The following is a 23610-nucleotide window of genomic DNA, read 5'->3' as shown; positions in this document are numbered from 1 at the left end:
GGGGCGGTGGTCTGTTCCGGGCGCCGTGCGGGGGCGCGGGGGCGGGGTCAGACGACCAGGCCGCCGTCGATGGAGAAGACCTGTCCGGTGATGTACGCGGCGCGGTCGGAGGCGAGGAACGCGACGAGTTCGGCGACCTCCTCGGGTTCCCCGAACCGGCCGAGCGGGATGTTCCTGGTCATCTCCTTGGCGTACTTCTCGGAGAGTGTGCCGGTCATGTCGGTGCGGATGAAGCCGGGTGCCACGGTGTTGGCGCGCAGTCCGGCGCGGCCGCCCTCCTTGGCGAGGGCCTTGGTGAAGCCGATGATCCCGGCCTTGGAGGCGGAGTAGTTGGTCTGGCTCGCCTGGCCCCGGGAGGCGATCGAGGAGAGGGTGATGACGGTGCCGCGGCGGCGTTTCATCATGGGGAAGACGAGTGCCTTGGCGAAGTTGTAGGTGCCGTCGAGGTTGGTGCGCACCACGGCGTCCCAGTCGTCGTCGGTGAGGGTGGCGAGGTTGCTGTCCCGGACGATTCCGGCGGCGGTGACGAGGGTGTCGACCGGGCCGAGGGTGTCCTCGGTCTGGGCGACGAAGGCGCGTACGGTGTCGCGGTCGGTGACGTCGAGGCGGCCGGTCAGGGTCCGGGCGCCGTGTTCCCGGGCCGTTTTCGCGGCGAGTTCGGCCGCTTCGGCGCGGGACTGGTAGCACAGGGCCACGTCGTATCCGTCGCGGGCCAGGACCTCCACGACGGACCGTCCGATGCCGCGCGATCCGCCGGTGACGAGGGCCACCGGTCTGAGGGTGTCGGACATGGTGCGTGCCCTTTCTGCGAGTGCGGTTCGGGTGGTGGGTCAGCCGAGGCGGAGGAGGGCGGCGCCGACGGTTCCGTCCCGGTCGACGGCGGTGACCAGGGCGAGCCGGTTGGCGAGTGCGGGGCGGGCGTCGGCCGCGGCGAGGACGGCGGCGAGCTGGAAGGCGGCGCCGGCGGCGGTGGCGTCGCCGACCAGGGGGCGGATCGCGGTGCGGGGGGCGGTGAGGCCGTCCAGGGCGGCGGTCTCCTCCTTGCCGAAGACGCCGGGCGGGGTGCCGGGGGCGATGAGCGCGAGGTCGTCGGGGGTGGCTCCGGCGGCGGCCAGGACCTCCTCGACGCAGTGTCTGAGCACGGCGGAGGCACGGGGTGTGTCGCGGAAGGCCCGGAAGCGGCAGCCGAGCACGGTGGCGAGGGCGGTGCGTCCGCCGTCGCGGGCCGCGGCCCCGCTCTCCAGGAGGAAGAGTGCCGCGCCCTCGCCGAGCGGTTCGGGGGCGGTGCCGCCGTGGTCGGCGACGTGCTCCAGCCGGGCGCGCTGGAGCGAGAACTCCTCGGCGGCGCCTGCCAGGAGTGCGGTGGCGTGGCCGCCGCGCAGGAGCCGGGAGGCGTAGTTGAGGGCGAGGAGTCCGGTGGCGGCGCCGCCGGAGACGGTGACGTTGGGGCCCTTGAGCGTGTGCCGGATGGCGCTGTGTCCGGTGGGGCAGTTCATCACGGTGTTGGGGAATCTGGCGGGGTCGACCAGGTAGGGCGCTTTGCCGGTGAGGGCGTCCCGGGTGAAGTCCATGATCGACTGGACGCTGCCGGAGGTGCCCAGGACCAGGCCGGTGCTCTCGGGGGTGTCGGCCAGTCCCGTTCCGTACTCGTCCAGGAGCATGCCCACGGTGGTGGCGGCGATGGCGGTGACCCGGTCCATGGAGCGGGTGCCCTTGCGGCCGAGGACGGCCCTGATGTCGAAGCCGGGGATGAGTCCGGCCTCGTCGTAGGGGACCGGCCAGGTGGTGGTGTCGAGGGGGTGGACGGCGCGCCGTTGCTCGCGCAGTCCGGTGGTGAAGGCGTCCCGGCCCAGTCCGTAGGGCGAGGACACGGCCCAGCCCGAGACGACCAGGTCCTGCGCGGTGGTGACCGCGTCGGCTGACATTGCGTTCGACTCCTCTCAGGCCGCGTCGGGCCGGTTCACGCCGCTGTGCGGGCGGGCGGGGTCTGGGCGGAGGGTCCGTCCCAGTGGCCGAGCATCAGGACCGCGTTGTTCCCGCCGAAGGCGAGGCCGTTGTTCTGCACGACCCGCAGCCGGGCCTCGACCGCCTGGTTGGGTACGCAGTCGACCGCGCACTCGGGGTCGGTGGTGCGGTGGTTGATGGTGGGCGGGATGAATCCCTCCCGCAGGGCCAGGGAGCAGGCGGCCGCGGCCAGGGCGCTGGCGGCGCCCATGGTGTGGCCGATCATCGACTTGATCGACACGGTGCGCGGGAGGTCGTCGCCGAAGACCTGCCGGATCGCGCCGACCTCGGTGACGTCGTTGGCCCTGGTGCCGGTGCCGTGGGCGGAGATGAAGTCCACGTCGGACGCCTCGATGCCGGCGTTGTGGTGGGCGGCGGTGATGCAGCGTGCGATGGAGTCCCGGTCGGGTGCGACCGGGTGGCTGGCGTCGCAGGACAGTCCGTAGCCGAGGACCTCGGCGTAGATGCGGGCGCCGCGGGCGCGTGCGGACTCCAGGGATTCCATGAGGAGGATCCCGGCGCCCTCGCCGGTCAGGATGCCCTGCCGGTCGGCGTCGAAGGGGCGGCAGACGTCGGGGGCGATGGTGCCGAGCCGGTAGAAGCCGGTGAAGGTCTTGCGGCACAGTGCGTCGGCCCCGCCGCAGAGCGCCATCTCGACGTCGCCGGAGCTGATGGCGTCGTAGCCGGAGCCGACCGCGTAGTTCCCGGCCGCGCAGGCGGTGGGGACGGTGACCGTCTCCACGTCCTCCAGGCCGAGTTCGCGGACGATGCCGGCGGAGAGCCGGCCGGGCCACACCCGGCGGGCGACGGTGGCGTCGAGCCGGTCCTCGCCCTCGGCGACCTGGAGGCCGATGAGATGGTCCAGGTCGCGGGACTCGCCGTCGGTGGTGCCGACCGAGACCAGGGTGCGTCTGGCCCGTACGTCGTCCTCGGTGAGTCCCGCGTCCGCGACCGCCATCCGGGCGCCGGCCACCGCGAACTGCGCGGCCCGGCCGAGCTCGTCGGCCCTCAGGTCGCGCAGCCACTGGCCGGGGTCGAAGTCGGTGACCTCGCAGGCGTTGGAGTACGCGAATCCGGTGGTGTCGAAGGCGCCGATCGGCCGGGCACCGCTGCGTCCGGCGCGCAGGCCGGCGGCGAAGGCGTCCACTCCGATGCCGATGCTGGTCACCACGCCGAGCCCGGTGATCACCACCCGGTGGCGGGCGGCCGTGCGCGGCGCCGTGCCGTCCGTCGCCCCGCTCACTTTCCCTCGGCCTCCGCGACCACGGCGTACACGCCCGCCAGGTTGACCATGCGGCTGAGCTCGGCCTGCTCCAGGACGAGGCCGAAGTTGCGCTCCAGGGAGGCGAGGATCTCGATGGTGCGCAGGGAGTCGGCGTCGTGCTCCTCCTTGAAGAGGCTGGTGTCGGTGACCTCGTCGAGTTCGAGTTCGAGGATGTCGCAGACGATGTCCTTGATCTCGGCCTTGCGCGCGGTGTCGAGGTCGGTGATCTGGGCGGTCATGTGGTGCCTCCGGTTCTCGGTTCGGATGTCCCTGTCCGGGATCTCGCGGGGAGGGGATTTCCCGGGACGGGATTTCTGTGTTCCGGTGGTGCCGGGCTTTCGGGAGACTTTCGTCCCGGTGCCGTTCCCTCCGATGGGAAAAATTCTGCGGCGGAACGCTATTACTGGGCTATATCGGCCAGTTGGCCCACGGCCCGGGCGTCGTCCGGCCCGTCCCACAGGTGGGCGACGTCGCCGAAGTGCCGCCGTACCCAGGTGTCGTCGTAGATGGTGTCGAGGTAGCGGTCGCCGCCGTCGGGCAGCACGATCACCACGTTGGAGCCGGGCGGTATGCCGGGGGCGAGCCGGGTCAGGGCCGCGACGACCGCGCCCGAGGAGCCGCCGGCGAGGATCGCCTCGCGGCGTACCAGGGTGCGGCAGCCCACCACGCAGTCGAGGTCGCCGACGTGCACCACCCGGTCCGCGTCGGAGCGCCGCAGCAGTTTCGGTGCGACGGACGCGCCGTGGCCGGGCACCAGGCGGGCGCAGTCGGCGGGTGGGCCGAACAGCACGCTGCCGAGGGCGTCGACCGCGTTGACGGTGGTGCCCAGGCGGTGGCGGCGGATGTACTGGGCGCAGCCGCCGAGGGTGCCGCTGGTGCCGGCGGCCACGACGAGCTGGTCGACCTTGCCGTCGAGGGCTTCGGTGATCTCCTCCATCGTGGTCTCGTGGGCCCGCCGGTTGAGCGGGTTGGCGTACTGGTCGGGCCAGTAGGCGTGGGGGGTGGTCGCGACGAGTTCGGCGACCCGGTGCAGCCGGGCGGGCAGCAGTTGTCCGGTGGCGGGGTCGGGTTCGGTGATGATCTCGACCTCGGCCCCGTAGGCCCGCAGGATCGCGATGTTCTGCCGGGTGGTACGGGTGTCCACCACGCAGACGAGCCGCAGGCCGTAGTAGCCGCAGATCTGCGCGAGCCCGATCGCGAGGTTTCCGGAGCTGGACTCGATGACCGTCGACCGGCCCGGGACGAGTTCCCCGGACCTGATCTTCGTGGCCACCATGTTCAGTGCGGAGCGGTCCTTGACACTGCCGCCGGGGTTGAAGCGCTCCACCTTGGCGAACACCCGCGAGGTGGACCCCGGCACCAACCGTTCGAGCTCTACGAGCGGGGTTCCTCCCACGGTGGAAAGGATGCCTTTCAGCCCCGTCTCCGGCTCCCGTTCTGTGCGCGCCATGTGATGCGGCCATCCTCTGCTGGGAGATACGAGTGCGGAATGAACAGGGCCAGACTGCGCCCGCGCGCTATACGCCCTCCATAAGGGCGCCGGGCGGTGCACGGTGCGGGGCCGGCCGCCGGGCGTGTCGAATGCGAGGGGGCGGCGATCTCATTCAGCCTTTTCCTCCGGCTTATAGAAATGCCGTAGATATTCTGCCGATTCTGGCCATCCCCACAGTTCCGCCACCACCACTCCGGCCAGAAGAGGAATTCGATATGACGGGCACCTCCACCGCAACAGACAACGCCATCAAGAAGGTCGTGATCCTCGGCGGCGGTACGGCCGGCTGGATGACCGCCGCCTATCTCGGCAAGGCCCTCCACAACACGGTCGACGTCACGGTGCTGGAGGCGCCCAGCATTCCGCGTATCGGTGTGGGCGAGGCCACCGTGCCGAATCTGCACCGTGTTCTCTTCGACTTCCTCGGGATCGCGGAGGAGGACTGGATGCGTGAGTGCAACGCCAGTTACAAGATGGCGGTCCGTTTCATCAACTGGCGTACGCCGGGCAGGGGCCAGAGCGGTCCGCGCGAGCTCGACGGGGGCGGTTCCGACCACTTCTACCACCCGTTCGGCATCAGTCCGGAGCACGACGGCATCCCGATGTCGCACTACTGGTTCAAGAACAGGTTCGAGGGGAGGACGAAGGAGCCGTACGACTACGCCTGCTTCCGCGAGGCGCCGCTGATGGACGCCAAGAAGGCGCCGCGGTTCCTGGACGGCACCTCCCCCACCCGGTACGCGTGGCACTTCGACGCGGCGCTCGTCGCGGACTTCCTGCGCCGGTTCGCGACCGGGAAGCAGGGTGTGCACCACGTCCAGGACGAGATGACGCGCGTCGAGAAGGACGGGCGGGGCTTCGTGAAGGCCCTGCACACCAAGGAGGGGCGGGTCCTGGACGCGGATCTGTTCGTGGACTGCTCCGGCTTCCGCAGCCTGCTGATGAACCAGGCGATGGAGGAGCCCTTCGTCGACATGAGCGACCAGCTGCTGTGCGACCGCGCGGTGGCCACGGCCGTCCCGCACGACGACGACGCCCACGGGGTGGAGCCGTACACCTCGGCGATCGCGATGTCGTCGGGGTGGACGTGGAAGATACCGATGCCGGGCCGTTTCGGGACGGGTTACGTCTATTCCAGCCGGTTCACCACGCAGGAGGAGGCCACCGCCGAGTTCTGCGAGCTGTGGGGCCTGGACCCCGAGACCACCGAGTTCAACCACGTGAAGTTCAGGGTCGGGCGCAACCGGCGCGCCTGGGTGAAGAACGTCGTCGGCATCGGCCTGTCCGGTGCCTTCCTGGAGCCGCTGGAGTCGACCGGCATCTACTTCATCACGGCCGCGGCCTACCAGCTGGCGAAGCACTTCCCGGACAAGACGTTCAACCAGACCCTGGTCGACAACTTCAACAAGGAAATCGAGGTGATGTTCGACGACACCCGTGACTTCATCCAGACCCACTTCTACTTCGCGCCGCGTACCGACTCGCCGTTCTGGCGCGCCAACAAGGAGCTGAAGCTCCCCGAGAGCATCCGCGAGAAGATCGACGCGTACAAGGCGGGGCTCCCGGTCAATCCCGCGGCCACCGACGACACGACGTACTACGGGAATTTCGAGGCGGAGTTCCGTAACTTCTGGACCAACGAGCGCTATTACTGCATCTTCGCCGGTCTCGGTCTGGAGCCGGACGCGCCGCTGCCGATCCTCGCCCACAAGCCGGAGTCCGTGGCCGCCGCGCAGGCCATGTTCGCGCAGGTCAAGAAGGAGCAGAAGGAGCTCCTCAACTCGCTGCCGAGCACCCACGAGGCGCTCCGCAGGCTGCACGGCAAGTAGCCGTGCCGCTCCGCGTCGCCCGGCAGCCGGGTCCCCCCTCTCCGGCCGGCTGCCGGGCCCGCGGCACACCCTCGAAGGAGAATCCATGACCGACCGGCCCGTTCCGGAAGCCGACATACGCCCGCTGATGGGCGGTTTCCCCTCCGGTGTCTGCGTGGTGACGGCGCTCGGCGCCGACGGCACGCCCCGCGGGATGACCTGCAGTTCGCTGGCGAGCGTGGCGCTGGGTCCGCCGACGCTGGTGATCTGCCTGCGCACCGCGAGCCCCACCACCCAGTCCGTGCTGTCCAGTGGGCAGCTGGCCCTCAATCTGCTGCACGAGCAGGCGCAGGCCACCTCCGACCTGTTCAGTTCCGGCAACCCCGACCGGTTCGCGCTGAGCGAGTGGCGGCTGCCGCTGGGCGCGGGCGGACCGCATCTGACGCAGGCCGCGCACGCCGTCGCCGACTGCACGGTGGCCGGTACCCGGGAGGTCGGGGACCACACCGCCGTCTTCGTCCGGGTGCGGCGGTTCACCGCCGACGAGAGTGCCCAGCCGCTGCTGTACGGGCGGCGCCGCTACGCACGCTGGTCGCACGCCACGGCGCCGGCCAGGGAAGGAGCCGGCCGTGTCGGCACATGACCCGCTGCCCGATCTGCTGATCGCCGTCCCGGTCGTCATCCTGGTGTGCCAGGCGGGGGCCCAGCTGTTCCGCAGGTTCGGCCAGCCGCCGGTCATCGGCGAGATCACCCTGGGCATCATGCTGGGGCCGTCGCTGCTGGGCTGGGTCTCGCCCGCGGCGCAGGCCTGGCTGTTCCCCGAGTCGGTGCTGCCCTACATCGGCGCCCTGGGCAACCTGGGCCTGCTGGCCTTCATGTTCCTGATCGGTCTCGAACTCGATCTCGGCACGCTGCGCGGGCATCGGGGGACCGCCGTCGTGGTCAGTCAGGCGAGCATCGCCCTGCCGCTGGTGCTGGGCTCGCTGCTGGCCCTGGCGATGTTCGGCACCCTCGCGCCGCCGGGCGTGGGGCGGTTGCCGTTCGTGCTGTTCATCGCCGTGTCGATGAGCATCACCGCGTTCCCCGTGCTCGCCCGGGTCCTCACCGACCGCGGTCTGCTCGGTACCCGGATCGGGTCGCTGGCCATGGCGTGCGCGGCGGTCGACGACGTGACCGCCTGGTGCCTGCTGGCGGCGGTCGTCGCGGTGTCGACGAGTGGTTCGCCGGCCGAGGCGCTGACGACGGCGGCGCTGGCCGCGGCCTTCCTCGCCGTCATGGTCGGTGTGCTGCGTCCGCTGCTCGCCCGCTGGGCGGGGCGGGCCGAACGGGCCGTGGACGGGGTGGTCCTCGTCGTCCTGTTCAGCGGCCTGTGCCTCTGCGCGCTGGCCACCGACCGGATCGGTGTGCACGCCCTGTTCGGCGCTTTCGTCTTCGGTCTGGTCACTCCTCGGGGGTCGGCGGTCATCGAGCACTGCGCGGCCCGGCTGCGCGCGTTCTCGGTACCGGTGCTGCTGCCGCTGTTCTTCGTCTCCACCGGGCTGCACACCGATGTCTCACTGCTGGCCGGCGACCCGGTCCAGTGGCTGTGGGCGCTGGCGGTCCTGGCCGTCGCGGTCCTCGGCAAATGGGGCGGGAGCACGGGCGGGGCCCGGCTCTCGGGCCAGTCCTGGCGCGATTCCCTGGCGATCGGGGCGCTGATGAACTGCCGGGGCCTGACCGAGCTGGTGGTGCTGAACCTGGGGCTCGAACTCGGTGTGATCGGCCCCGATCTGTTCACCATGCTGGTGCTGATGGCGCTGGTCACCACCGGCATCACCTCGCCGGCCCTCTCCTGGATCCGGCGCGAGAGGCCCGGCGGCTCCCGGCGCGCGAAGTCCGGGCCGCCGGGTACGGGCGACACGGACCGGGAGCGGTCCTTGGCGCTCGGGGCCACCACCGCCCGGTGACCGCGCGGACGGGGTCGCGGCCGCGCCCCTGCCGGTCCCCCGGGCGGGCCGTGCCACGGCACCGTCCGCCCCGGCTCCCGCCCCCTGGGTGTCCGCGTCATGCCGCGGTGGCGACCCGGGCGGCCGGGGCCGTGCCGGCCGGGGTGCACGGTGCCGGGGTGCACGGGGCCGAGGTGGCCCGTACCCACCGCTCGAGGGTGCCGGCCGCGGCGCCGGAGTCGATCGCCCGGCCCGCCGCTTCCACCGCCCAACGCAGGCGTTCGGTGACGGTCCGGCCCCCCGCGGGTTCGCCCGCCACGAGCGCGGCGCCCGCGGAGAGCAGCACCGCGTCGCGGACCGGTCCGCGTTCGCCGTCCAGGACCCGGCGGGCGACGGACGCGTTGTAGGCGGCGTCCTGCCCGCGCAGTGCCTCAAGGGGGGCGCGGGCGATCCCCAGGTCGCGGGGGTCGAACCGTTCCCGGCGGACGGCGCCGTCGTCGACGCAGAGCACGGTCGAGGTGGTGGTGACGGTGAGTTCGTCGAGGCCGTCGTCGCCGCGGAAGACCAGGCCCCGTCCGCCGGCCCCGGCCAGGGCTCCGGCGATCAGCGGCAGCAGCCGGGCGTCGGCGACCCCGACCGCCTGCGCGGTGGGGGACGCCGGGTTGGTCAGCGGGCCCAGCGCGTTGAAGACGGTCGGGATGCCGAGTTGTCTGCGCGGGCCGGCCGCGTGGCGCATCGCGGGGTGGAAGTCCGGCGCGAAGCAGAAGGTGATGCCGGCCTCGTCGGCCACGGCGGCGATCCGTTCGGGCGGCAGCCGCAGGGTGACGCCCAGGGCTTCCAGGACGTCGGCGGAGCCGGAGGCCGAACTCGCCGCCCGGTTGCCGTGCTTGACGACCCGTGCCCCGGCCCCCGCGGCGACGATCGCGGCCATCGTGGAGATGTTGACCGTGCGTGCCCCGTCGCCCCCGGTGCCCACCACGTCGACGGTCCTGCCCGGCACGTCGATGTGTACGGCATGGGCCAGCATCCCGTGGACGAGTCCTTCGAGCTCGCCCACGGTCTCGCCCTTGGCCCGCAGGGCCACCAGGAAGCCGGCGATCTGCGCGTCGGTCGCCCGGCCCCGCATCACCTGGTCCATCACCCAGGCGGTGTCGAGGGCGGTGAGGTCCCGGCCGTCGAGCACCTGTCCCAGCAACGGGGGCCAGGAACGTTCCTGTTCGGGTGGTGTGGCGCTCACTGGTCTTCTCCTTCTGGGGTCGGGCGGCGCTGGGGTCAGGCGGCGCTGGGCGCCGGGTGCCACGGGTCGTCCGTGACCCGGTCCTGGGCGGACACCGGGGCGGGGTGCCACGGGTCGTCGGCGACCAGTCTTCGGACGGACGCGGTGTTCGGGTGCCAGGGGTCGTCCAGCGGGGTGGCGGAGGCGGTGACGGCCGATCCGGTGTGCGGTGCCCGGCCGGCCTCCGCGGCGGCCTGCACGGTGGCGAGGACCGCCGCGGAGGCGAGGGCGAGGGCCAGGGTCCGCCGGGTCTTCTTGGTGATCGCGTCGAGCTTCATGATTCTTTTCCCCCTATGAACTGTTGCGGTTCGTTCCGACATCCAGAACATTAGGAAGGGCCTGCTTCGAATCATTATCGCGAGGACTTCCCCTTACCAGGCACAGCAATATATTCGATATAACCGCTGCTCAGCGTCTTGCGGACGTGGATATTCCAGTCGTTCGAAGGGTGCGGTCAGGGGGTTGGTGTCATTTTCCGGGCGGGCCGGTGAGCGCGTTGCGTATTTGGGCCGCATTCCGTGCGGGGGCGGCCCTGGAGGCGGCCGTCAGGAAGTTGTCCAGGAGCCGCATCCCGCCGGCGGTGGTGATGGACTCGGGATGGAACTGCACCCCTTCCACGGCGAGCGTGCGGTGCCGCAGCCCCATCACGTAGCCGTCGTCCTGGGCGTGCGCGGTGGCGGTCAGCGGGGGCGGCAGCGGTTCGTCGGCGATCAGCGAGTGGTAGCGGGTGGCGGTCATCACCGGTTCCAGTCCCTCGAACACTCCGGCGCCGTCGTGGCGCACGGGGCTGGTCTTGCCGTGCTTGAGCCGCCCGGCCACCCGGACCCGGCCCCCGTACGCCAGGCAGATCGCCTGGTGGCCCAGGCAGATGCCGAGCAGGGGGACAACCCCGGCGAAGGTGCGTACCAGTTCGACGTGGCCCGAGTCGGCCGGGTTGCCGGGGCCGGGGCCCAGGACGACCGCGTCCGGCCCAAGGGCGGCGAGCTGGTGCGGGGTGCGGGTGTGCGACCGCACGACGTCGGTGTCGGCGCCCAGGGTGCGCAGGTACTGGTCGATGATGTGGGTGAAGCTGTCGTAGGCGTCGACGAGCAGGACCTTCACGGCAGCAGCTCCTGACCGGTCAGCGACCAGTAGGCCGCGCCCATCTTGTGGAGGGTCTCGCGCCATTCGGAGGGGGGCGAGGAGTCGGCGACGATGCCCGCGCAGCTCTGGGTGGAGTAGGTGTGGGTGCGGCCGTCGTGCACGATCGTGCGGATGCACAGGGCGAGCTGGCTCCAGCCGCGCAGGTCGATGAGGCCGACGGCGCCCGCGTACATGCCGCGCGGTTCGCTCTCCAGTTCCTCGATGATCTCCATGGCGCGGATCTTGGGTGCGCCGGTGACGGTGCCCGCGGGGAAGGTGGCGCGCAGCACGGACCAGGTGTCGTGGCCGGGGGCGAGGGTGCCCTGGACGGTGGAGACGAGGTGGAAGACGTGGGAGTACGTCTCGACGGTCATCAGGTCGTGCGCCCGCAGGGTGCCGGGCAGGCAGACCCGGCCGATGTCGTTGCGGCACAGGTCGACGAGCATGACGTGTTCGGCGCGTTCCTTCTCGTCGGCGACGAGCCGGGCGACGCGGGCGGCGTCGGTGCGGGGGTCGCCGCTGCGGGGTGCGGTTCCGGCGATGGGCCGCATGACGACGTTGCCGCCCTGGGTGCGGAAGAGGACTTCGGGGCTGGCGCCGATGACGGTGCGCGGGCCGCGCGGGAGGAGGTACATGTACGGGGACGGGTTGCGCTCGCGCAGCCGGCGGTAGACGTCGAAGGGTTCGAGGTCGGTCTCGACGTCGATGCGGTGGCCGATCTGGATCTGGTAGATGTCGCCGACGCCGATGTGTTCCAGGCAGCGCCTGGTCCGTTCGAGGAAGGTCTGTTCGTCGCAGGTGTCGCGGACGGAGTGCGGGCGGGGTGCCCGGGGCGGGGGCTGGTGGGCCGGGCCGGCGGGGGGCGGGGCGGCTGCTGCGGCAGAGGTCCGGGGGCCGGGGCCGGGGCCGGGGCCGGGGTCGGGGTCGGGGTCGGGGTCGGGGTCGGGGTCGGGGTCGGGGAAGGCGTCGCTGTGGGCGGTGAGTCTGCGGACGGTGCCGGGCTGGGGGCCGTACCAGATGGTCTCGCGGAACAGGGCGAGGACGATGTCGGGTTCGTCGTGGTCCCGCTCCCCGCGGTCGGGGAGGGTTTCCATGTGCCAGGCGGAGCCGTAGCCGAGGGTGGCGAGGAATCCGAAGGCGTAGCTGTCGTGGGGGCGGGTGGTCTCCACGGTGAACAGGTTCTGGACGGTGCGCAGCAGGTGCCAGAGCTGGTCGCCGTGGAGGAGGCCGCGTTCGTTGCCGGGGCGGGGGGTGAGGCCGAGGGTGTCGGCGGCGGCGAGGGTGGCGGTGACGAGGGTGTCGGTGCCGTCGACGGCGATGTGGTCGGTGTGGACGCGGATCTCGGCGAGCAGTCCGTGGCCCACGACGGTGGCGCCGGGGTCCTGTCCGGGGCCTTCGCGGCTTTCGAGGAGGAAGACGTCGTGTGCGGGTCGTGCGTGCAGTGCGGCGTACAGGTCGAGTGGTTCGTGGGGGGTGAGGGCGGTCTCCTCCACGCGTACGGTGATGGGTCGGGGGCCGGGGCCGGTGGGGCGGGGCGGGCTGTCGAGCAGGGTGGTCATGGTCGTCTCCTCTCAGCCGTACCGGCGTGTTTCGTGGAAGAAGCCGTCCACGACGGCGAGTTGGCCGTCGGCGCGGAGGGTGTCGTGGATGTGTCTGCCGAGTGCGAGGTCCAGTACGCCGAGTCCGAAGGGGGAGAAGACGACGGGGCGGTCGTGGGGGATCTTCAGGTCGCCGGTGAGTACGTCGTACAGGGTGCCGTCGATGAATTCCCGGTTCCCGGTGGTCTGTTCGGTGAGGTGGGGGGAGGTTTCGGCCTTCAGGCAGTGGTCGATGTCGTCGACGATGTTGGTGGCGCAGAGGATCACTTCGGGTGACAGGTCGCGCAGGGACACGTGCAGGACCAGCGGGTTGTGGGTGAACCATGCCGGGTCGGTGACGTGGGGGGCGGCGGCGACGGTCGCGAAGACGACGAGGTCGCTGGAGCGGATGAGGTGTTCGGGGTCGGTGTGGAGGGTGATGGTGCCGTTTCGGCCCTCGTGTTCGAGGTGTCGGGTGAAGCCGTGGGCGTGTTCGTCGGACAGGTCGTGGATGTGGGTCTCTTCGAAGGTCCAGCCGGTGCCGGCGAGGTACTGGTGGATGAATCTGGCGATCAGGCCGGTGCCGAAGAAGCCGATGCGGCGTGGCCGGTCGCGTCCCTGGCTGAGCCGGTCGGCGGCGAGGGCCGCGGAGGCGGCGGTGCGGGCGGCGCTGATGATGGAGCTTTCCAGGCAGGCCAGGGGGTAGCCGGTGGTGGGGTCGTTGAGGATGAGGACGGCGGAGGCGCGGGGGATGTGGGCTGCGGTGTTGCCGGGGAAGCTGGAGATCCATTTGATGCCGTGGACGGGTGCGGGGCCGCCGAGGGAGGCGGGCAGGGCGATGATGCGTGAGGCGGGGCGGTCGGGAAAGCGCAGGAAGGAGGAGGGCGGGTTGACGGTGTCGCCCGCGCCGTGCGCGCGGTAGGCCGACTCGACCAGCCGGACCACTTCCTCGTGCCGGCCGTCGAGGACTCGGTGCACCTGTGCGCCGGGTATCACGGCGAACGAGGGCACCTCGGGGTTGGGCGGCATCACTGACTCCACAGCTCTTGAAGGGGGGAACAGAATTGCTGTGATGACGCTAGGCATCCGGCTTATCGGCGTGCTATCGGCGGATTAAGCGGGCCCCGTTCCGTGGCCTGGGGGGCGGGTCCTGGAATACGGCCGTCCCCCTCTTTTTTCTTTCAAGGGGGCCGCCCCGGCGGGGTTGGGGAGCGGGGGTTGGGGGGCGGCCCCGTTCGGTTCCGGCGGGGGTGTGGGACGGCTCCCCTATTTTTTATTCGGTGGCCGGGCTGTTGGGGGGGAGGTGCGGCACGGGGTTGGGGAGTGTTTCCGGGAAGCCGCCGAGTTCCCGGGCGACCTCGTCCTGCCAGTGTGTGGCCCCTCTGCGGGTGAACAGTTCCCTGGCGCCCAGGAGTTCGGTGCGGGCCTCCTCCTCCCGGCCCAGTTCCCTCAGGAGTACGCCGAGTTTCAGGCGGATCGATCCCTCGACCACGGGGCTGTCGAGCCCGCGGGCGACCTTGCGGCCCTGGACGTAGGCGGTCTCGGCCGATTCGAGGGCGCCGAGCGCCACCCGGGCCTGGCCGAGCCCGTACAGGGCGTGGGCGAGGCCGTGGGTGTCGGCCTTGGCGCGGGAGAGTTCCTCCACCCGCAGGTAGGTGTCCTCGGCCTCCTGTGCCCGTCCGGACAGGAGCTGTGCGCTGCCCAGCCGGTACAGGCACTGGGCGAGGCTGCGTGAGGCGACGGGCCGCATGGATTCCGCGACCCGGACGGCGTCCTGGGCGTGGGCGAGGCTGGCTTCGTAGTTGCCCCGGTCCAGTTCGAGCTGGGCCATGTTCTGCAGGACGGAGGACTGCGAGGACAGGTCGCCGGCCTCGCGGAAGATGGGCAGGGCCGCGCGCAGCCGGCCGGCCGCGGCGTCGGGGTCGCCCTGGAGGCGGTGGACGACGGCGAGGTTGCGCAGGACCAGGGCGCGGCCGAGTTGTCCGTCCGGGTCCGCGTAGAGTGCCAGGGCTTCCTCGAAGCGGGCCCTGGCCTCGTCCATGCTCTGGCGCATCAGTGCGGCGGCTCCGGTGTGGTGGAGCATGACGGCCTGGCCCAGGCGGTCGCCGGCGGCTTGTGCCGCGGCCAGGGCGTGTGCGGCGCAGCTCTGCCAGTTCTCCACGTAGCTGCGGGTCTCGAAGAGTACGGAGGCGCAGGCCGTGAGGTCCCAGGCGAGGTCGGCCATGCCGGTCCGGGCCGCTTGTTCGATCATGCCGACCAGGCAGAGGCGTTCGGCCTCGAACCAGGCGAGGGGGTCGGCGAGGAGTTCTTCCAGCAGGTCGGTGTCGACGGCGGCGGGGGTGGCGGTGCTGTGGACGATGCCGAACTCCCCGCCGCTCTCGCGGCGGTGTGCCTCGCGGGCGATGGTCAGCGCGGTGCGAAAGACGCGCCGGCAGGCGTCGCGGCGGTCTTCGTCGGATTCCTCGTCGCGGGCGCGTTCGGCGGCGTACAGGCGCAGCAGGTTCTGGAAGCGGTAGCGCAGCCGGCCGGTCGGGTCGACGCCGACGACTTCCAGGAACTGGGTGTCGACGAGGTCTTCGAGGAGGAGTTCCGCGTCGATCACGTCGGTGTCGAGGAGTGCGGCGGCGGCCCAGGAGGTGAAGTCCGGTACGCGGGCGAGGCCGAGGCGGCGGAAGAGGCGGGCGGCGTCGGTGGAGAGGTAGCGGTAGCTGAGTTCGAATCCGGCGCGTACCCGGGACTCGCCCTGGCTGAGTTCGTCGAGTCTGCGTCGTTCGTCGCTGAGTCTGGCGACCAGGTGGCGTACCGACCAGTGTGATTTGGAGGCGAGGCGGGCGGCGGCGATGCGCAGGGCGAGCGGGAGGCGGTCGCAGAGTTCGACGAGTTGGTCGGTGTCGGTGCGGGCGGTGGTGATGCGTTCTTCGCCGGCGATCCGGGCGACGAGGGCGACGGCGGCGTCGGGGGGCAGGACGCCGAGGTGGACGCGGGCCTCCTGGGGCCAGGTGACCAGTTGTTCCAGTTGGTCGCGGCTGGTGACCAGGGCGCAGCTGGTTCCGCTGCCGGGGAGGAGGGGGGCGACCTGGGCGTGGGTGCGTACGTTGTCCAGGACGATCAGTGCGCGGCGTTCGGCGAGGAGGCTGCGGTAGAGCGCGATGCGTTCTTCGAGGGCTTCGGGGATCTGCTGGCCGGGTACGCCGAGCGAGCGCAGGAAGCGGCCGAGGACGTCGGAGACGGATGCGGGTTCGTGCTGGCCGTCGTAGCCGCGCAGGTCGGCGAAGAGGCGTCCGTCGGGGAAGTGGTCGGCGGCCCGGTGGGCCCAGCGCAGGGCGAGGCCGGACTTGCCGACTCCGGCGACGCCGGTGATCAGGCCGACGGTGGGGGTCTGGAGGGTGGTCCCGGACTCGGTCATCAGTGCGTCCAGGGCGGTGAGTTCTTTTTCGCGTCCGGTGAATCCGGGGACGTCGGGGGGGAGTTCGGAGGGGACGACGGCGACGTCCGGCGGGGTGGTGTCGGTGACGAGGACGGGTCCGTCGGCGGGGGTCAGCGAGGGGTCGTCGCGCAGGACCAGGTCGTGGAGTTCCTGGAGGTCGGGGCCGGGTTCGAGTCCGAGTTCCTCGATGAACCGCTCGCGTGCCTCGCGGTAGGACTCCATGGCCTCGGCGCGGCGGCCGGCCCGGTACTGGGCGAGCATCTGGTGGTAGCGGGTCCGTTCGCGCAGGGGGTTGTCCTGCACGATCCCGCGGAGTTCGGGCAGGAGTTCGTAGTGGCGTCCCAGGGCGAGCTGGACGGCGGTGGCGTCGTCGTAGGCGTTGAGGCGGTGTTCGCCGAGCCGGCCGGCTTCTTCCTCGACGAGCAGTCCGGACACTCCGGCGAGTGCGGGTCCGCGCCACAGGTCCAGGGCGCGGCGGTAGTGGCGGGCGGCGTCCTTGAGGCGCTGTTCGCGTACGTCGGTCTCCGCCTGGGCGACGAGGTCGGTGAACTCCACGGAGTCGATGTAGTGGCTCTCGGCGTCGAGGAGGTATCCGGGGTGTGTGGTCACGATGGTGTCGTCGGCGGCGCCCTGGGCCTTGAACGTCTTGCGGAGGGCTGCGATGACGATGGCGATCTGGGTGCGGGCGGTGGCGGGCGGGTTCCCGTTCCACACTTCGTGGACCAGGGTGTCCACCGGCACGGTCCGGCCGGGGTTGAGTAACAGCAGGGCGAGGGTGGTCCGTTGGCGGGCACCGCCGATGACCACCTTCCGCTCACCCGATGTCACCATGAGTGGGCCTAGGATTTTGAACAAGAACCGTTCCCCCACCGGGCCTCCCGTTTCCCCCACCCCGAGGCAATTCCGGGGGCCAGATTACCCGGCCAGGAGTTCGAAACGGGTGATCGGGGACGAACTCTCGGTGGCTGGTTCCCGGTGCCGGTCGCGGGCATACCTGCGGGGGCCGGCTGTCTGTCATATGCGGGCACATCCGTGCGGGTCCGGGCGGCCGTGACCACCCGGGGCACGGTGGGAGGGACGGCCCGGCGAGGACGGCCCGGCGGGGACGGCCCGGCGAGGACGGCCCGGCGAGGGGCGGCCCGGCGAGGGGCGGCCCGGCGAGGGGCGGCCCGGCGAGGGGCGGCCCGGCGAGGGGCGGCCCGGCGGGTGTGGTGGTTCTCGTGTTCCGTGCCCCGGGCGGGGGTCTACTGCGGGGGGTTGCCGTGCTTGCGGGAGGGCAGGTCGGCGTGTTTGTTGCGGAGCATGGCGAGGGAGGTGATCAGGACCTCGCGGGTCTCGGCGGGGTCGATGACGTCGTCGACCAGTCCGCGTTCGGCGGCGTAGTAGGGGTGCATGAGTTCGCTCCTGTACTCCTCGACCATGCGGGCGCGTGCCGCGGCGGGGTCCGGGGCGGCGGCGATCTGCCGGCGGAAGATGACGTTGGCGGCGCCCTCGGCACCCATCACGGCGATCTCGTTGGTGGGCCAGGCGTAGGTGAGGTCGGCTCCGATGGACTGGGAGTCCATGACGATGTACGCGCCGCCGTACGCCTTGCGCAGGACGAGGGAGATACGGGGGACGGTGGCGTTGCAGTACGCGTAGAGGAGTTTGGCGCCGTGGCGGATGATCCCGCCGTGTTCCTGGTCGACGCCGGGCAGGAAGCCGGGGACGTCGAGGAGAGTGATGACGGGGATGTTGAAGGCGTCGCAGAACTGGACGAAACGGGCCGCTTTCTCGGAGGCGCCGATGTCCAGGACCCCGGCCAGCGACTGCGGCTGGCTGGCGACGATACCGACGGTGTGCCCGTCGAGGCGGGCCAGGGCGCAGACGATGTTGCGGGCCCAGCGTTCGTGGACCTCGAGGTAGTCGCCGTCGTCGACGATCTCCTCGATGACCTTCGTCATGTCGTAGGGGCGGTTGCCGTCGGCGGGCACGAGGTCGAGCAGGGCGTCGGCGCGCCGGCCGGCGGGGTCGCGGGCCGGCTGGGCGGGCGGGTCCTGGCGGTTGTTGGAGGGCAGCATCGACAGGAGGTAGCGGACCTCGGCGATGCAGGTCTCCTCGTCGTCGTAGGCGAAGTGCGCGACGCCCGAGGTCCCGGCGTGGACGTCGGCGCCGCCGAGCCCGTTCTGGGTGATCTCCTCGCCGGTGACGGCCTTGACGACGTCCGGGCCGGTGATGAACATCTGCGAGGTCCCGCGGACCATGAACACGAAGTCGGTCAGGGCGGGGCTGTAGGCGGCGCCGCCCGCGCACGGGCCGAGCATCACGCTGATCTGCGGGATGACGCCCGAGGCCCTCGTGTTGCGGCGGAAGATCCCGCCGTAGCCGGCGAGCGCGCTGACGCCCTCCTGGATACGGGCGCCGGCGCCGTCGTTCAGCGAGACCAGCGGGGCACCCGCCGCGATGGCCATGTCCATGATCTTGTGGATCTTCGTGGCGTGGGCCTCGCCCAGCGCACCGCCGAAGATCCGGAAGTCGTGCGCGAAGGCGAAGACGGTCCGGCCGTCCACGAGCCCCCAGCCGGTGACGACACCGTCGGTGTAGGGCTTCTTGTCCTCCAGGCCGAAGCCGGTGGCCCGGTGCCGGCGCAGCTGCTCGACCTCGTGGAAGGTGCCCTCGTCGAAGAGGAGCGCCAGCCGCTGGTGCACGGTCAGTTTCCCCTTGGCGTGCTGGGCCCGGGTCGCTTTCTCGCTCGGTCCGCCGCGGGCCAGTTCGCGCAGGGCGTGCAGCTCCACGACACGGCCCCGGACATCGGCCGGGACGGGGGCCGGGGCCGGGGTCGGGGTTGGGGCGGGAGCCGGGGCAGGGGCCGGGGCGGGGGTGTGGGTGGGGGTCTGGGGGTCGATCGTTGTCGTCATGTCGTCCTCCTCACTGCCAGCTGATCGGGGCGTCGTAGCGGTCCATGTGCCGCCACCACCGCGAACCGGCGGCCGGCCGCCGGTTCGCCGGTGTGTCCGCCCGGCCGGCGCGCAGCGCGAACAGCACCACGGTGAGCGCGGCCAGTTCCTCGTCGGTGGCCTGCCCCCGTTCGATGTTCAGCGCGATCCCGGGACTGTCCGGACCGTTCATCTCACCCTCCCGTGACTCCCAAGTGGACCGCGTAGTACCCCGCGGGCCCACCCAGGGGACGACAGGGCCCTTGCGGGGTACTACGCGGCCCCTATGCCCGGGGCCGCCCGGCGGGCACGGCGCCCCGGCCGGGCGGCGCCTCCCGGCCCTCCCGCAGACCCACGTCCGGGTGAAGACGGCCGGGCACCCCCGCCAGGCGGCCCGGCCGGGCAGGACGCCCGCGACCAGCGGCTCCCGGGCCGGGCGGCCCCGCGGCCCCCGGTGACCGGGCCGGGGCGGTCTGCAGGTGACCGCCCCCGCCCCGCCCCGTGCGCCATCCTGGCCCCACCCGGGGAACGAGAAGGCGCAACGGCATGAGCACGGCACGGCAGTCCGCCGCCCGGCTGATCGACGAGAGCCTGGCATTCCTGTTTCCCGCGGCGCTGCGCGCCGCGGCCGCCGTGGGGGTGGCCGACCACCTGGCGGACGGTGACGAGAGCGTCGAACGGCTCGCCGCGGCGACCGGCACCGACGCCCGCAACCCCGGCCGGGTCCTGCGGCTCCTCGCCACCCGCGGGGTGGTCGAGGAGACGGACGAAGGGCGTTTCCGGCTGACCACGACCGGCCGGGCCCTGCGCTCCGACGCCCCCCACTCCGCCCGCGCCGCGCTCCTCATGCCGACCGACCCCTCCATGTGGCGGCCCGCCGGGGAGATGACCCGCTGCCTGACCGACAGGGGCCCCGCCCTCACCGGGATCTTCGGGACACCGTTCTTCGACCACTTCGCCCGCGACGCGGAAACCGCCGCCGTCCTCCACGTCAGCATGACCGCCATGCCGGACCCCGAGAACCGGCCCGTCGCCACCGCCCACGACTTCCCGTCCCACGGCACCGTCATCGATGTCGGCGGCGGCCACGGCGGCCTGCTCACCGAAGTACTGCGCCGCCGGCCCGGCCTGCGCCAAATCCTCCACGACCGCGAACACGACCTGGCCGGCCACCGCCTGGGCCACCCGGACACCACCGGCCGCTGGTCACTGCCACACGGCGACTTCTTCCCGTCCGTACCGGCGGGAGACCTCTACCTCCTCAAACGAATCCTCCACGACTGGGACGACGACTCGGCCACGATCCTGCACAACTGCCGACGGTCCATGACACCCGGCGGCCGCGTCCTCGTCATCGACGCCGTCGTACCACCCGGGAACCTGCCCCACCAGTCCAAGACCATGGACCTGATGACGACGGCCTCCCTCACCGGAAAGGAACGCACAGCAAAAGACTTCGCCCGCCTGTTCACAGCGGCCGGACTGCGCCTGCGACGCATCGTGCCGACACCGACCGTACTGTCCGCCCTCGAGGCAGCAAGCACCACCTGACACCCAGAACACCACCGCCCCACCAAAACCCCGCCACCGAAACCCCCACCCCCCGGACACCCCGCCACCCGGCACCCGGCACCCGGCACCCGGCACCCGGCCCCAGGACACCCCGGGGCTGCGGGCACGCCGGGCATCTGATCTTCGCCGCCCTGGCCGAGCAGACCGTCACCGTTCCGGGGACCGAGGCGGCCGCGCTAATCGTCCCGAGCCCGGCCGCCTCGCTGACGGCCGTGCTCGACCAGCGCAAGCTACTGGCCGGGCGGATCGAGGAACTGCTGAAGGTCCACCCTCTTTCCAAGGTCCTGACGTCGATGCCGGGCGCCGGCATCAGGACCGGAGCCAGGATCCTGATCGAGGCCGGCGACGGCAGCACCTTCCCGACCGCCGGCCACCTCGCCGCCTACGCCGGACTCGCCCCGGCAACCCGGAGCTCGGGCTCCTCCATCCGAGGCGAGCAACCCTCCAGGAGAGGAAACAAACAGCTCAAACGAGCCCTCTTCCTCTCCGCATTCGCCGCCCTGGACGATCCGGCGTCCCGGGCCTACTAAGACAAGAAGATCGCCCAGGGCAAGCACCGCCGAGTAGCCGAGGGGATTCTCACCCCTCGGCTCTCACAGATCCGTGCGTAACAGTCTCCCGTTACACGGCTCTTGCCGTTCTGATCACCAACCTGACGCGGCCACCGTCGTGCAGCGCCAGTGCGTGAACATGCGGGGATATCGCTGAGCGATCTCCCGCAGCTTCGCAAGGGCCTTCCGCAGCGGCGCGAGCCGTTCGTACTTCTGGCGGATCCAACGCACCAAGTAGGCGTTGATGCGCTTCCAGAAACGGGTCAACTCACTGGGCCTGAACCGGCCGTAGTAGTTGATCCACCCCGCCACCACAGGATTGATCCTGCGGGCGAGGTCGGTGAAGGACAGATCCGAGCGCGTATGCAGGTGCCAGGACCTCACCTCGCCGCTGATCTTCTTCAGAGCGTTCTTGCTGATGCCGGGGTCGAACGACAAGAAGAGCTTGCCGTGGCGATCCTGACTGCACCTGGCCCGAAACGTGAACCCGAGGAAGGTGAATGCCGTGGCTCCGAAGGAGCCCCGGCACTTCCCGTCCTTGCAGTACACGATCCGGGTCTTGTCCGGATGCAGTCTCAATCCGACCTCGGCCATCCTGTTCGCCAGAGCGGACAGCACCTTCATGGCCTGTCGCTCCGAGACGCAGTGCAGCACCGCGTCGTCCGCATACCGTTCGAACCAGACGGTGGGGAACTCCCGGTCCATCCAGAGATCGAACGCGTAGTGCAGGAACAGGTTCGCCAGGACCGGCGAGACGGGAGCTCCTTGCGGAGTCCCACGCTCGCGGTCCATCAGGGAACCGTCGGGCATCTTGAGCGGTGCAGCAAGCCACCGCTCCACATACAACTTCACCCAAACGGCGTCGGTCTGAGCTTCCACCGCCTTGACAAGGAGGTCCCAGGGCACGCTGTCGAAGAACTTGGCGATGTCGAACTCCACCACCCAGTCCCGCTTCCGACAGCGTTCCCTGCAACGCTCCACCGCGTTCAGCGCAGACCGTCCGGGTCGGTATCCGAAGGAATCTTGGTGGAAAATAGGCTCCACCCTTCGCATCAGATGCCGGGCCACCACAGTCTGAGCCACACGGTCGGCAACAGCGGGAATGCCGAGCATTCTCATGCCACCGCCATGAGGCTTTGGAATCTCCACCGCACGCACGGGAGGAGGGAAGTATGAGCCCGATGACATCCGGTTCCAGACCTTATAGAGGTTGTTCCTCAGGTCCTTCTCGAAGTCGTCGACACTCTGTCCATCCACTCCGTGCGCGCCCTTGTTCGCACTGACTTCCTCCCACGCCTCCTTGACTTCCCACTTCGAGATATCGAACGGTTCGGCTGGTGACTTCAACTGGTCCATCGGACTCCTCCCGGACAGTTCCGGTTGATACGACACACTCAGTCACGAACGACCCGGTCCCTTCGCTCCACCCCCGTTACAAGGGCTTCACCACTACTACGAACCGGTCCGCCAGCATGTCCCGCCTCGGTACTCAACCCCTCACGGTTTCGGCCGCTTGGAGCTCTCCCTCTCGCCCGCCCAGAAGGCGGACAGTGTCGGGACATACCTTCTCCTGTTCCATGCGAAAGCAGCAGACTGGGCTCACGTCACCTGCATGCCGGACACCGCCTGGCCAATAAACGGGCACCCGCCAGACTTATCCCGGAGCTGGGTATACACCCCGGTTTCGATGCCATCTGAAGGTCTTACGACACGTCAGCAGTGATTCGTTTGCACTCGTCTTCCCAGTCCCCACCTGACACCTCTTGGATGCCTTTTCCTCATCGCTCACCACGACGGTCTTCAGCCAACGCAGCATGAGGCGGTTTGAAGCCTCCCCCCGCAGGGCGACTTCGAAGGGCCATACCTTCATCTCTCGCACAGCATCGCTTCCAGGAACTGCCCTACAAACAGATCCCTTTCCGCGTTCAGGACACAAACACCCAGGCCCTGCTCCGCCTGGCCAGACGCCCGGCCGACGTCCTGTTCGCGATGCTCCGCGACGGAACCTTCTACGAACCGCGGCCGCCAGTTCCTGATCGCCGTCTCTGTCAGGCGTCACCGCGGTGAGGAATCGGGGTTCGCCTCCAGGACAGCCTGCAGCTCCGCGAAACGCCGGTCTTGTGAGGTTCCCGCGGCCAGCTCGCTCAGCGCATAGGCCGTGGTCTTGAAACCGTCTCCGTGACGGAACTCCGCGCCCCACGCACCAAGCCGCACCGAGGCCACCTCGTCCAGCGCCAGGCGGTGGGTCCCCCACGGGTTGACCGCCACGATCCCGTCAGGGCCGACCTCAAGCCGGACCCTGAGGATCGCCCACCAGAAGAACAACGCGACGCCGACGGCCAGCCCCGACCACAGCCCGGCCGTCCGGGCCGTCTCGGCTTGCGGAGAGGAAACCCAACCCGCCCAGCCGAAGAGCGCTTTCACCCCGACAACGGCCGGGATGGCATAGCCCGCCACGCGAGCCGTCCCACCCACCCGCCACACCGACACCGAGTCCCCACCCTGGTCATCCATGCCCGCATTGTGAGCCACACAGCTTGACCAAAGACATAGGGGCACCCCCCGGCCGTGTGTCCGCCGCGCAGCTTGCCCTCAACGTACCGACGCAGCGGACCGTCCGCGGCGAGTTCGGAGGCTCTGGACCGTGACCGGCTCCCGACCCAGGCCCGCCGGGCCC

At 70.7% G+C, this 23610-nt stretch carries 19 protein-coding genes and 1 pseudogene; 5 read left to right on the top strand and 15 right to left on the bottom strand.

Annotation, left to right across the window (positions count from 1 at the left end; translation table 11 throughout):
• Nucleotides 1-47 precede the first annotated feature (47 nt).
• The 5 genes from fabG to sbnA form a co-directional block, all read right to left on the bottom strand.
• Nucleotides 48-791, bottom strand: a complete 744-nt coding sequence (gene fabG, locus ACWC97_RS16895; RefSeq protein ID WP_450650008.1) for a 3-oxoacyl-ACP reductase FabG — start codon at nt 789-791, stop codon at nt 48-50.
• Between the two features lie 39 nt (nt 792-830).
• The gene (locus tag ACWC97_RS16890; RefSeq protein ID WP_352280143.1) at nt 831-1925 is read right to left on the bottom strand and encodes a beta-ketoacyl synthase N-terminal-like domain-containing protein; all 1095 of its coding nucleotides are present in this window, start codon (nt 1923-1925) and stop codon (nt 831-833) included.
• Between the two features lie 35 nt (nt 1926-1960).
• Nucleotides 1961-3247 carry a beta-ketoacyl-[acyl-carrier-protein] synthase family protein gene (locus ACWC97_RS16885; RefSeq protein ID WP_450650006.1) on the bottom strand — a complete coding sequence of 429 codons (1287 nt, stop codon included), beginning with the start codon at nt 3245-3247 and terminating at the stop codon, nt 1961-1963.
• A complete protein-coding gene (locus ACWC97_RS16880; RefSeq protein ID WP_352280141.1) occupies nt 3244-3507 on the bottom strand; it encodes an acyl carrier protein in 264 nt (87 codons plus the stop codon). Before ACWC97_RS16880 ends, ACWC97_RS16885 begins: the two co-directional genes overlap by 4 nt.
• Nucleotides 3508-3668: 161 nt before the next feature.
• Nucleotides 3669-4718 carry a 2,3-diaminopropionate biosynthesis protein SbnA gene (gene sbnA, locus ACWC97_RS16875; RefSeq protein WP_352280140.1) on the bottom strand — a complete coding sequence of 350 codons (1050 nt, stop codon included), beginning with the start codon at nt 4716-4718 and terminating at the stop codon, nt 3669-3671.
• Nucleotides 4719-4975: 257 nt separating this feature from the next.
• Between sbnA and ACWC97_RS16870 the strand changes: the two genes are divergently transcribed.
• The 3 genes from ACWC97_RS16870 to ACWC97_RS16860 all read left to right on the top strand — a co-directional run bounded on the left by ACWC97_RS16870 (nt 4976) and on the right by ACWC97_RS16860 (nt 8514).
• Nucleotides 4976-6589, top strand: coding sequence for a tryptophan halogenase family protein (locus tag ACWC97_RS16870; RefSeq protein ID WP_352280139.1), 1614 nt, complete (start codon nt 4976-4978; stop codon nt 6587-6589).
• Nucleotides 6590-6674: 85 nt separating this feature from the next.
• A complete protein-coding gene (locus tag ACWC97_RS16865) occupies nt 6675-7211 on the top strand; it encodes a flavin reductase family protein (protein WP_352280138.1) in 537 nt (178 codons plus the stop codon).
• A complete protein-coding gene (locus ACWC97_RS16860) occupies nt 7198-8514 on the top strand; it encodes a cation:proton antiporter (protein ID WP_450650002.1) in 1317 nt (438 codons plus the stop codon). Before ACWC97_RS16865 ends, ACWC97_RS16860 begins: the two co-directional genes overlap by 14 nt.
• Nucleotides 8515-8611: 97 nt before the next feature.
• On the opposite strand, the gene trpD is transcribed toward ACWC97_RS16860, so the two are convergent.
• The 8 genes from trpD to ACWC97_RS16820 all read right to left on the bottom strand — a co-directional run bounded on the left by trpD (nt 8612) and on the right by ACWC97_RS16820 (nt 19003).
• Nucleotides 8612-9730, bottom strand: coding sequence for an anthranilate phosphoribosyltransferase (gene trpD / locus ACWC97_RS16855; protein WP_450650000.1), 1119 nt, complete (start codon nt 9728-9730; stop codon nt 8612-8614).
• A gap of 35 nt (nt 9731-9765) precedes the next feature.
• A complete protein-coding gene (locus ACWC97_RS16850; RefSeq protein WP_450649998.1) occupies nt 9766-10047 on the bottom strand; it encodes a hypothetical protein in 282 nt (93 codons plus the stop codon).
• A 190-nt stretch (nt 10048-10237) separates the two neighbouring features.
• Nucleotides 10238-10870, bottom strand: coding sequence for an anthranilate synthase component II (locus ACWC97_RS16845; protein ID WP_450649996.1), 633 nt, complete (start codon nt 10868-10870; stop codon nt 10238-10240).
• Nucleotides 10867-12450 carry an anthranilate synthase component I family protein gene (locus ACWC97_RS16840; protein ID WP_450649994.1) on the bottom strand — a complete coding sequence of 528 codons (1584 nt, stop codon included), beginning with the start codon at nt 12448-12450 and terminating at the stop codon, nt 10867-10869. The genes ACWC97_RS16845 and ACWC97_RS16840 overlap by 4 nt, the downstream gene beginning before the upstream one ends.
• A gap of 12 nt (nt 12451-12462) precedes the next feature.
• Nucleotides 12463-13497, bottom strand: a complete 1035-nt coding sequence (gene sbnB / locus ACWC97_RS16835; RefSeq protein ID WP_450649992.1) for a 2,3-diaminopropionate biosynthesis protein SbnB — start codon at nt 13495-13497, stop codon at nt 12463-12465.
• Between the two features lie 244 nt (nt 13498-13741).
• Nucleotides 13742-16726 carry an AfsR/SARP family transcriptional regulator gene (locus tag ACWC97_RS16830; RefSeq protein ID WP_352280131.1) on the bottom strand — a complete coding sequence of 995 codons (2985 nt, stop codon included), beginning with the start codon at nt 16724-16726 and terminating at the stop codon, nt 13742-13744.
• A gap of 413 nt (nt 16727-17139) precedes the next feature.
• Nucleotides 17140-18792: an acyl-CoA carboxylase subunit beta gene (locus ACWC97_RS16825; RefSeq protein WP_450649990.1), complete on the bottom strand. Its 1653-nt coding sequence runs from the start codon at nt 18790-18792 to the stop codon at nt 17140-17142.
• Between the two features lie 10 nt (nt 18793-18802).
• Complete coding sequence (locus ACWC97_RS16820; RefSeq protein ID WP_450649988.1) at nt 18803-19003, bottom strand: acyl-CoA carboxylase subunit epsilon; 201 nt, start codon at nt 19001-19003, stop codon at nt 18803-18805.
• 353 nt (nt 19004-19356) lie between these two features.
• Here ACWC97_RS16820 and ACWC97_RS16815 point away from each other — a divergent pair, with 353 nt between their 5' ends.
• Together ACWC97_RS16815 and ACWC97_RS16810 are read left to right on the top strand one after the other, a co-directional pair.
• Nucleotides 19357-20361, top strand: a complete 1005-nt coding sequence (locus ACWC97_RS16815; protein ID WP_450649986.1) for a methyltransferase — start codon at nt 19357-19359, stop codon at nt 20359-20361.
• Nucleotides 20362-20501: 140 nt separating this feature from the next.
• Nucleotides 20502-20993: pseudogene (locus ACWC97_RS16810) on the top strand (transposase); the annotation flags it as partial.
• A 33-nt stretch (nt 20994-21026) separates the two neighbouring features.
• Here ACWC97_RS16810 and ltrA read toward each other — a convergent pair.
• Nucleotides 21027-22289, bottom strand: a complete 1263-nt coding sequence (gene ltrA, locus ACWC97_RS16805; RefSeq protein ID WP_450649984.1) for a group II intron reverse transcriptase/maturase — start codon at nt 22287-22289, stop codon at nt 21027-21029.
• A 699-nt stretch (nt 22290-22988) separates the two neighbouring features.
• Nucleotides 22989-23447 carry a PH domain-containing protein gene (locus tag ACWC97_RS16800; RefSeq protein WP_450649982.1) on the bottom strand — a complete coding sequence of 153 codons (459 nt, stop codon included), beginning with the start codon at nt 23445-23447 and terminating at the stop codon, nt 22989-22991.
• Between the last annotated feature and the right edge of the window lie 163 nt (nt 23448-23610).

It is taken from the genome of Streptomyces sp. NPDC001108, from assembly GCF_053598535.1.
Note: the sequence above shows the minus strand (reverse complement) of the source record. Positions and strands in the feature narration are given on the sequence as shown.

Coding starts and splice junctions, on each gene's coding strand:
- fabG (WP_450650008.1), bottom strand. CDS start 791: ATGTCCGACACCCTCAGACCGGTGGCCCTCGTCACCGGCGGATCGCGC.
- ACWC97_RS16890 (WP_352280143.1), bottom strand. CDS start 1,925: ATGTCAGCCGACGCGGTCACCACCGCGCAGGACCTGGTCGTCTCGGGC.
- ACWC97_RS16880 (WP_352280141.1), bottom strand. CDS start 3,507: ATGACCGCCCAGATCACCGACCTCGACACCGCGCGCAAGGCCGAGATC.
- sbnA (WP_352280140.1), bottom strand. CDS start 4,718: ATGGCGCGCACAGAACGGGAGCCGGAGACGGGGCTGAAAGGCATCCTT.
- ACWC97_RS16870 (WP_352280139.1), top strand. CDS start 4,976: ATGACGGGCACCTCCACCGCAACAGACAACGCCATCAAGAAGGTCGTG.
- ACWC97_RS16865 (WP_352280138.1), top strand. CDS start 6,675: ATGACCGACCGGCCCGTTCCGGAAGCCGACATACGCCCGCTGATGGGC.
- ACWC97_RS16850 (WP_450649998.1), bottom strand. CDS start 10,047: ATGAAGCTCGACGCGATCACCAAGAAGACCCGGCGGACCCTGGCCCTC.
- ACWC97_RS16840 (WP_450649994.1), bottom strand. CDS start 12,450: ATGACCACCCTGCTCGACAGCCCGCCCCGCCCCACCGGCCCCGGCCCC.
- sbnB (WP_450649992.1), bottom strand. CDS start 13,497: ATGCCGCCCAACCCCGAGGTGCCCTCGTTCGCCGTGATACCCGGCGCA.
- ACWC97_RS16830 (WP_352280131.1), bottom strand. CDS start 16,726: ATGGTGACATCGGGTGAGCGGAAGGTGGTCATCGGCGGTGCCCGCCAA.
- ACWC97_RS16825 (WP_450649990.1), bottom strand. CDS start 18,792: ATGACGACAACGATCGACCCCCAGACCCCCACCCACACCCCCGCCCCG.
- ACWC97_RS16820 (WP_450649988.1), bottom strand. CDS start 19,003: ATGAACGGTCCGGACAGTCCCGGGATCGCGCTGAACATCGAACGGGGG.
- ACWC97_RS16815 (WP_450649986.1), top strand. CDS start 19,357: ATGAGCACGGCACGGCAGTCCGCCGCCCGGCTGATCGACGAGAGCCTG.
- ltrA (WP_450649984.1), bottom strand. CDS start 22,289: ATGGACCAGTTGAAGTCACCAGCCGAACCGTTCGATATCTCGAAGTGG.
- ACWC97_RS16800 (WP_450649982.1), bottom strand. CDS start 23,447: ATGGATGACCAGGGTGGGGACTCGGTGTCGGTGTGGCGGGTGGGTGGG.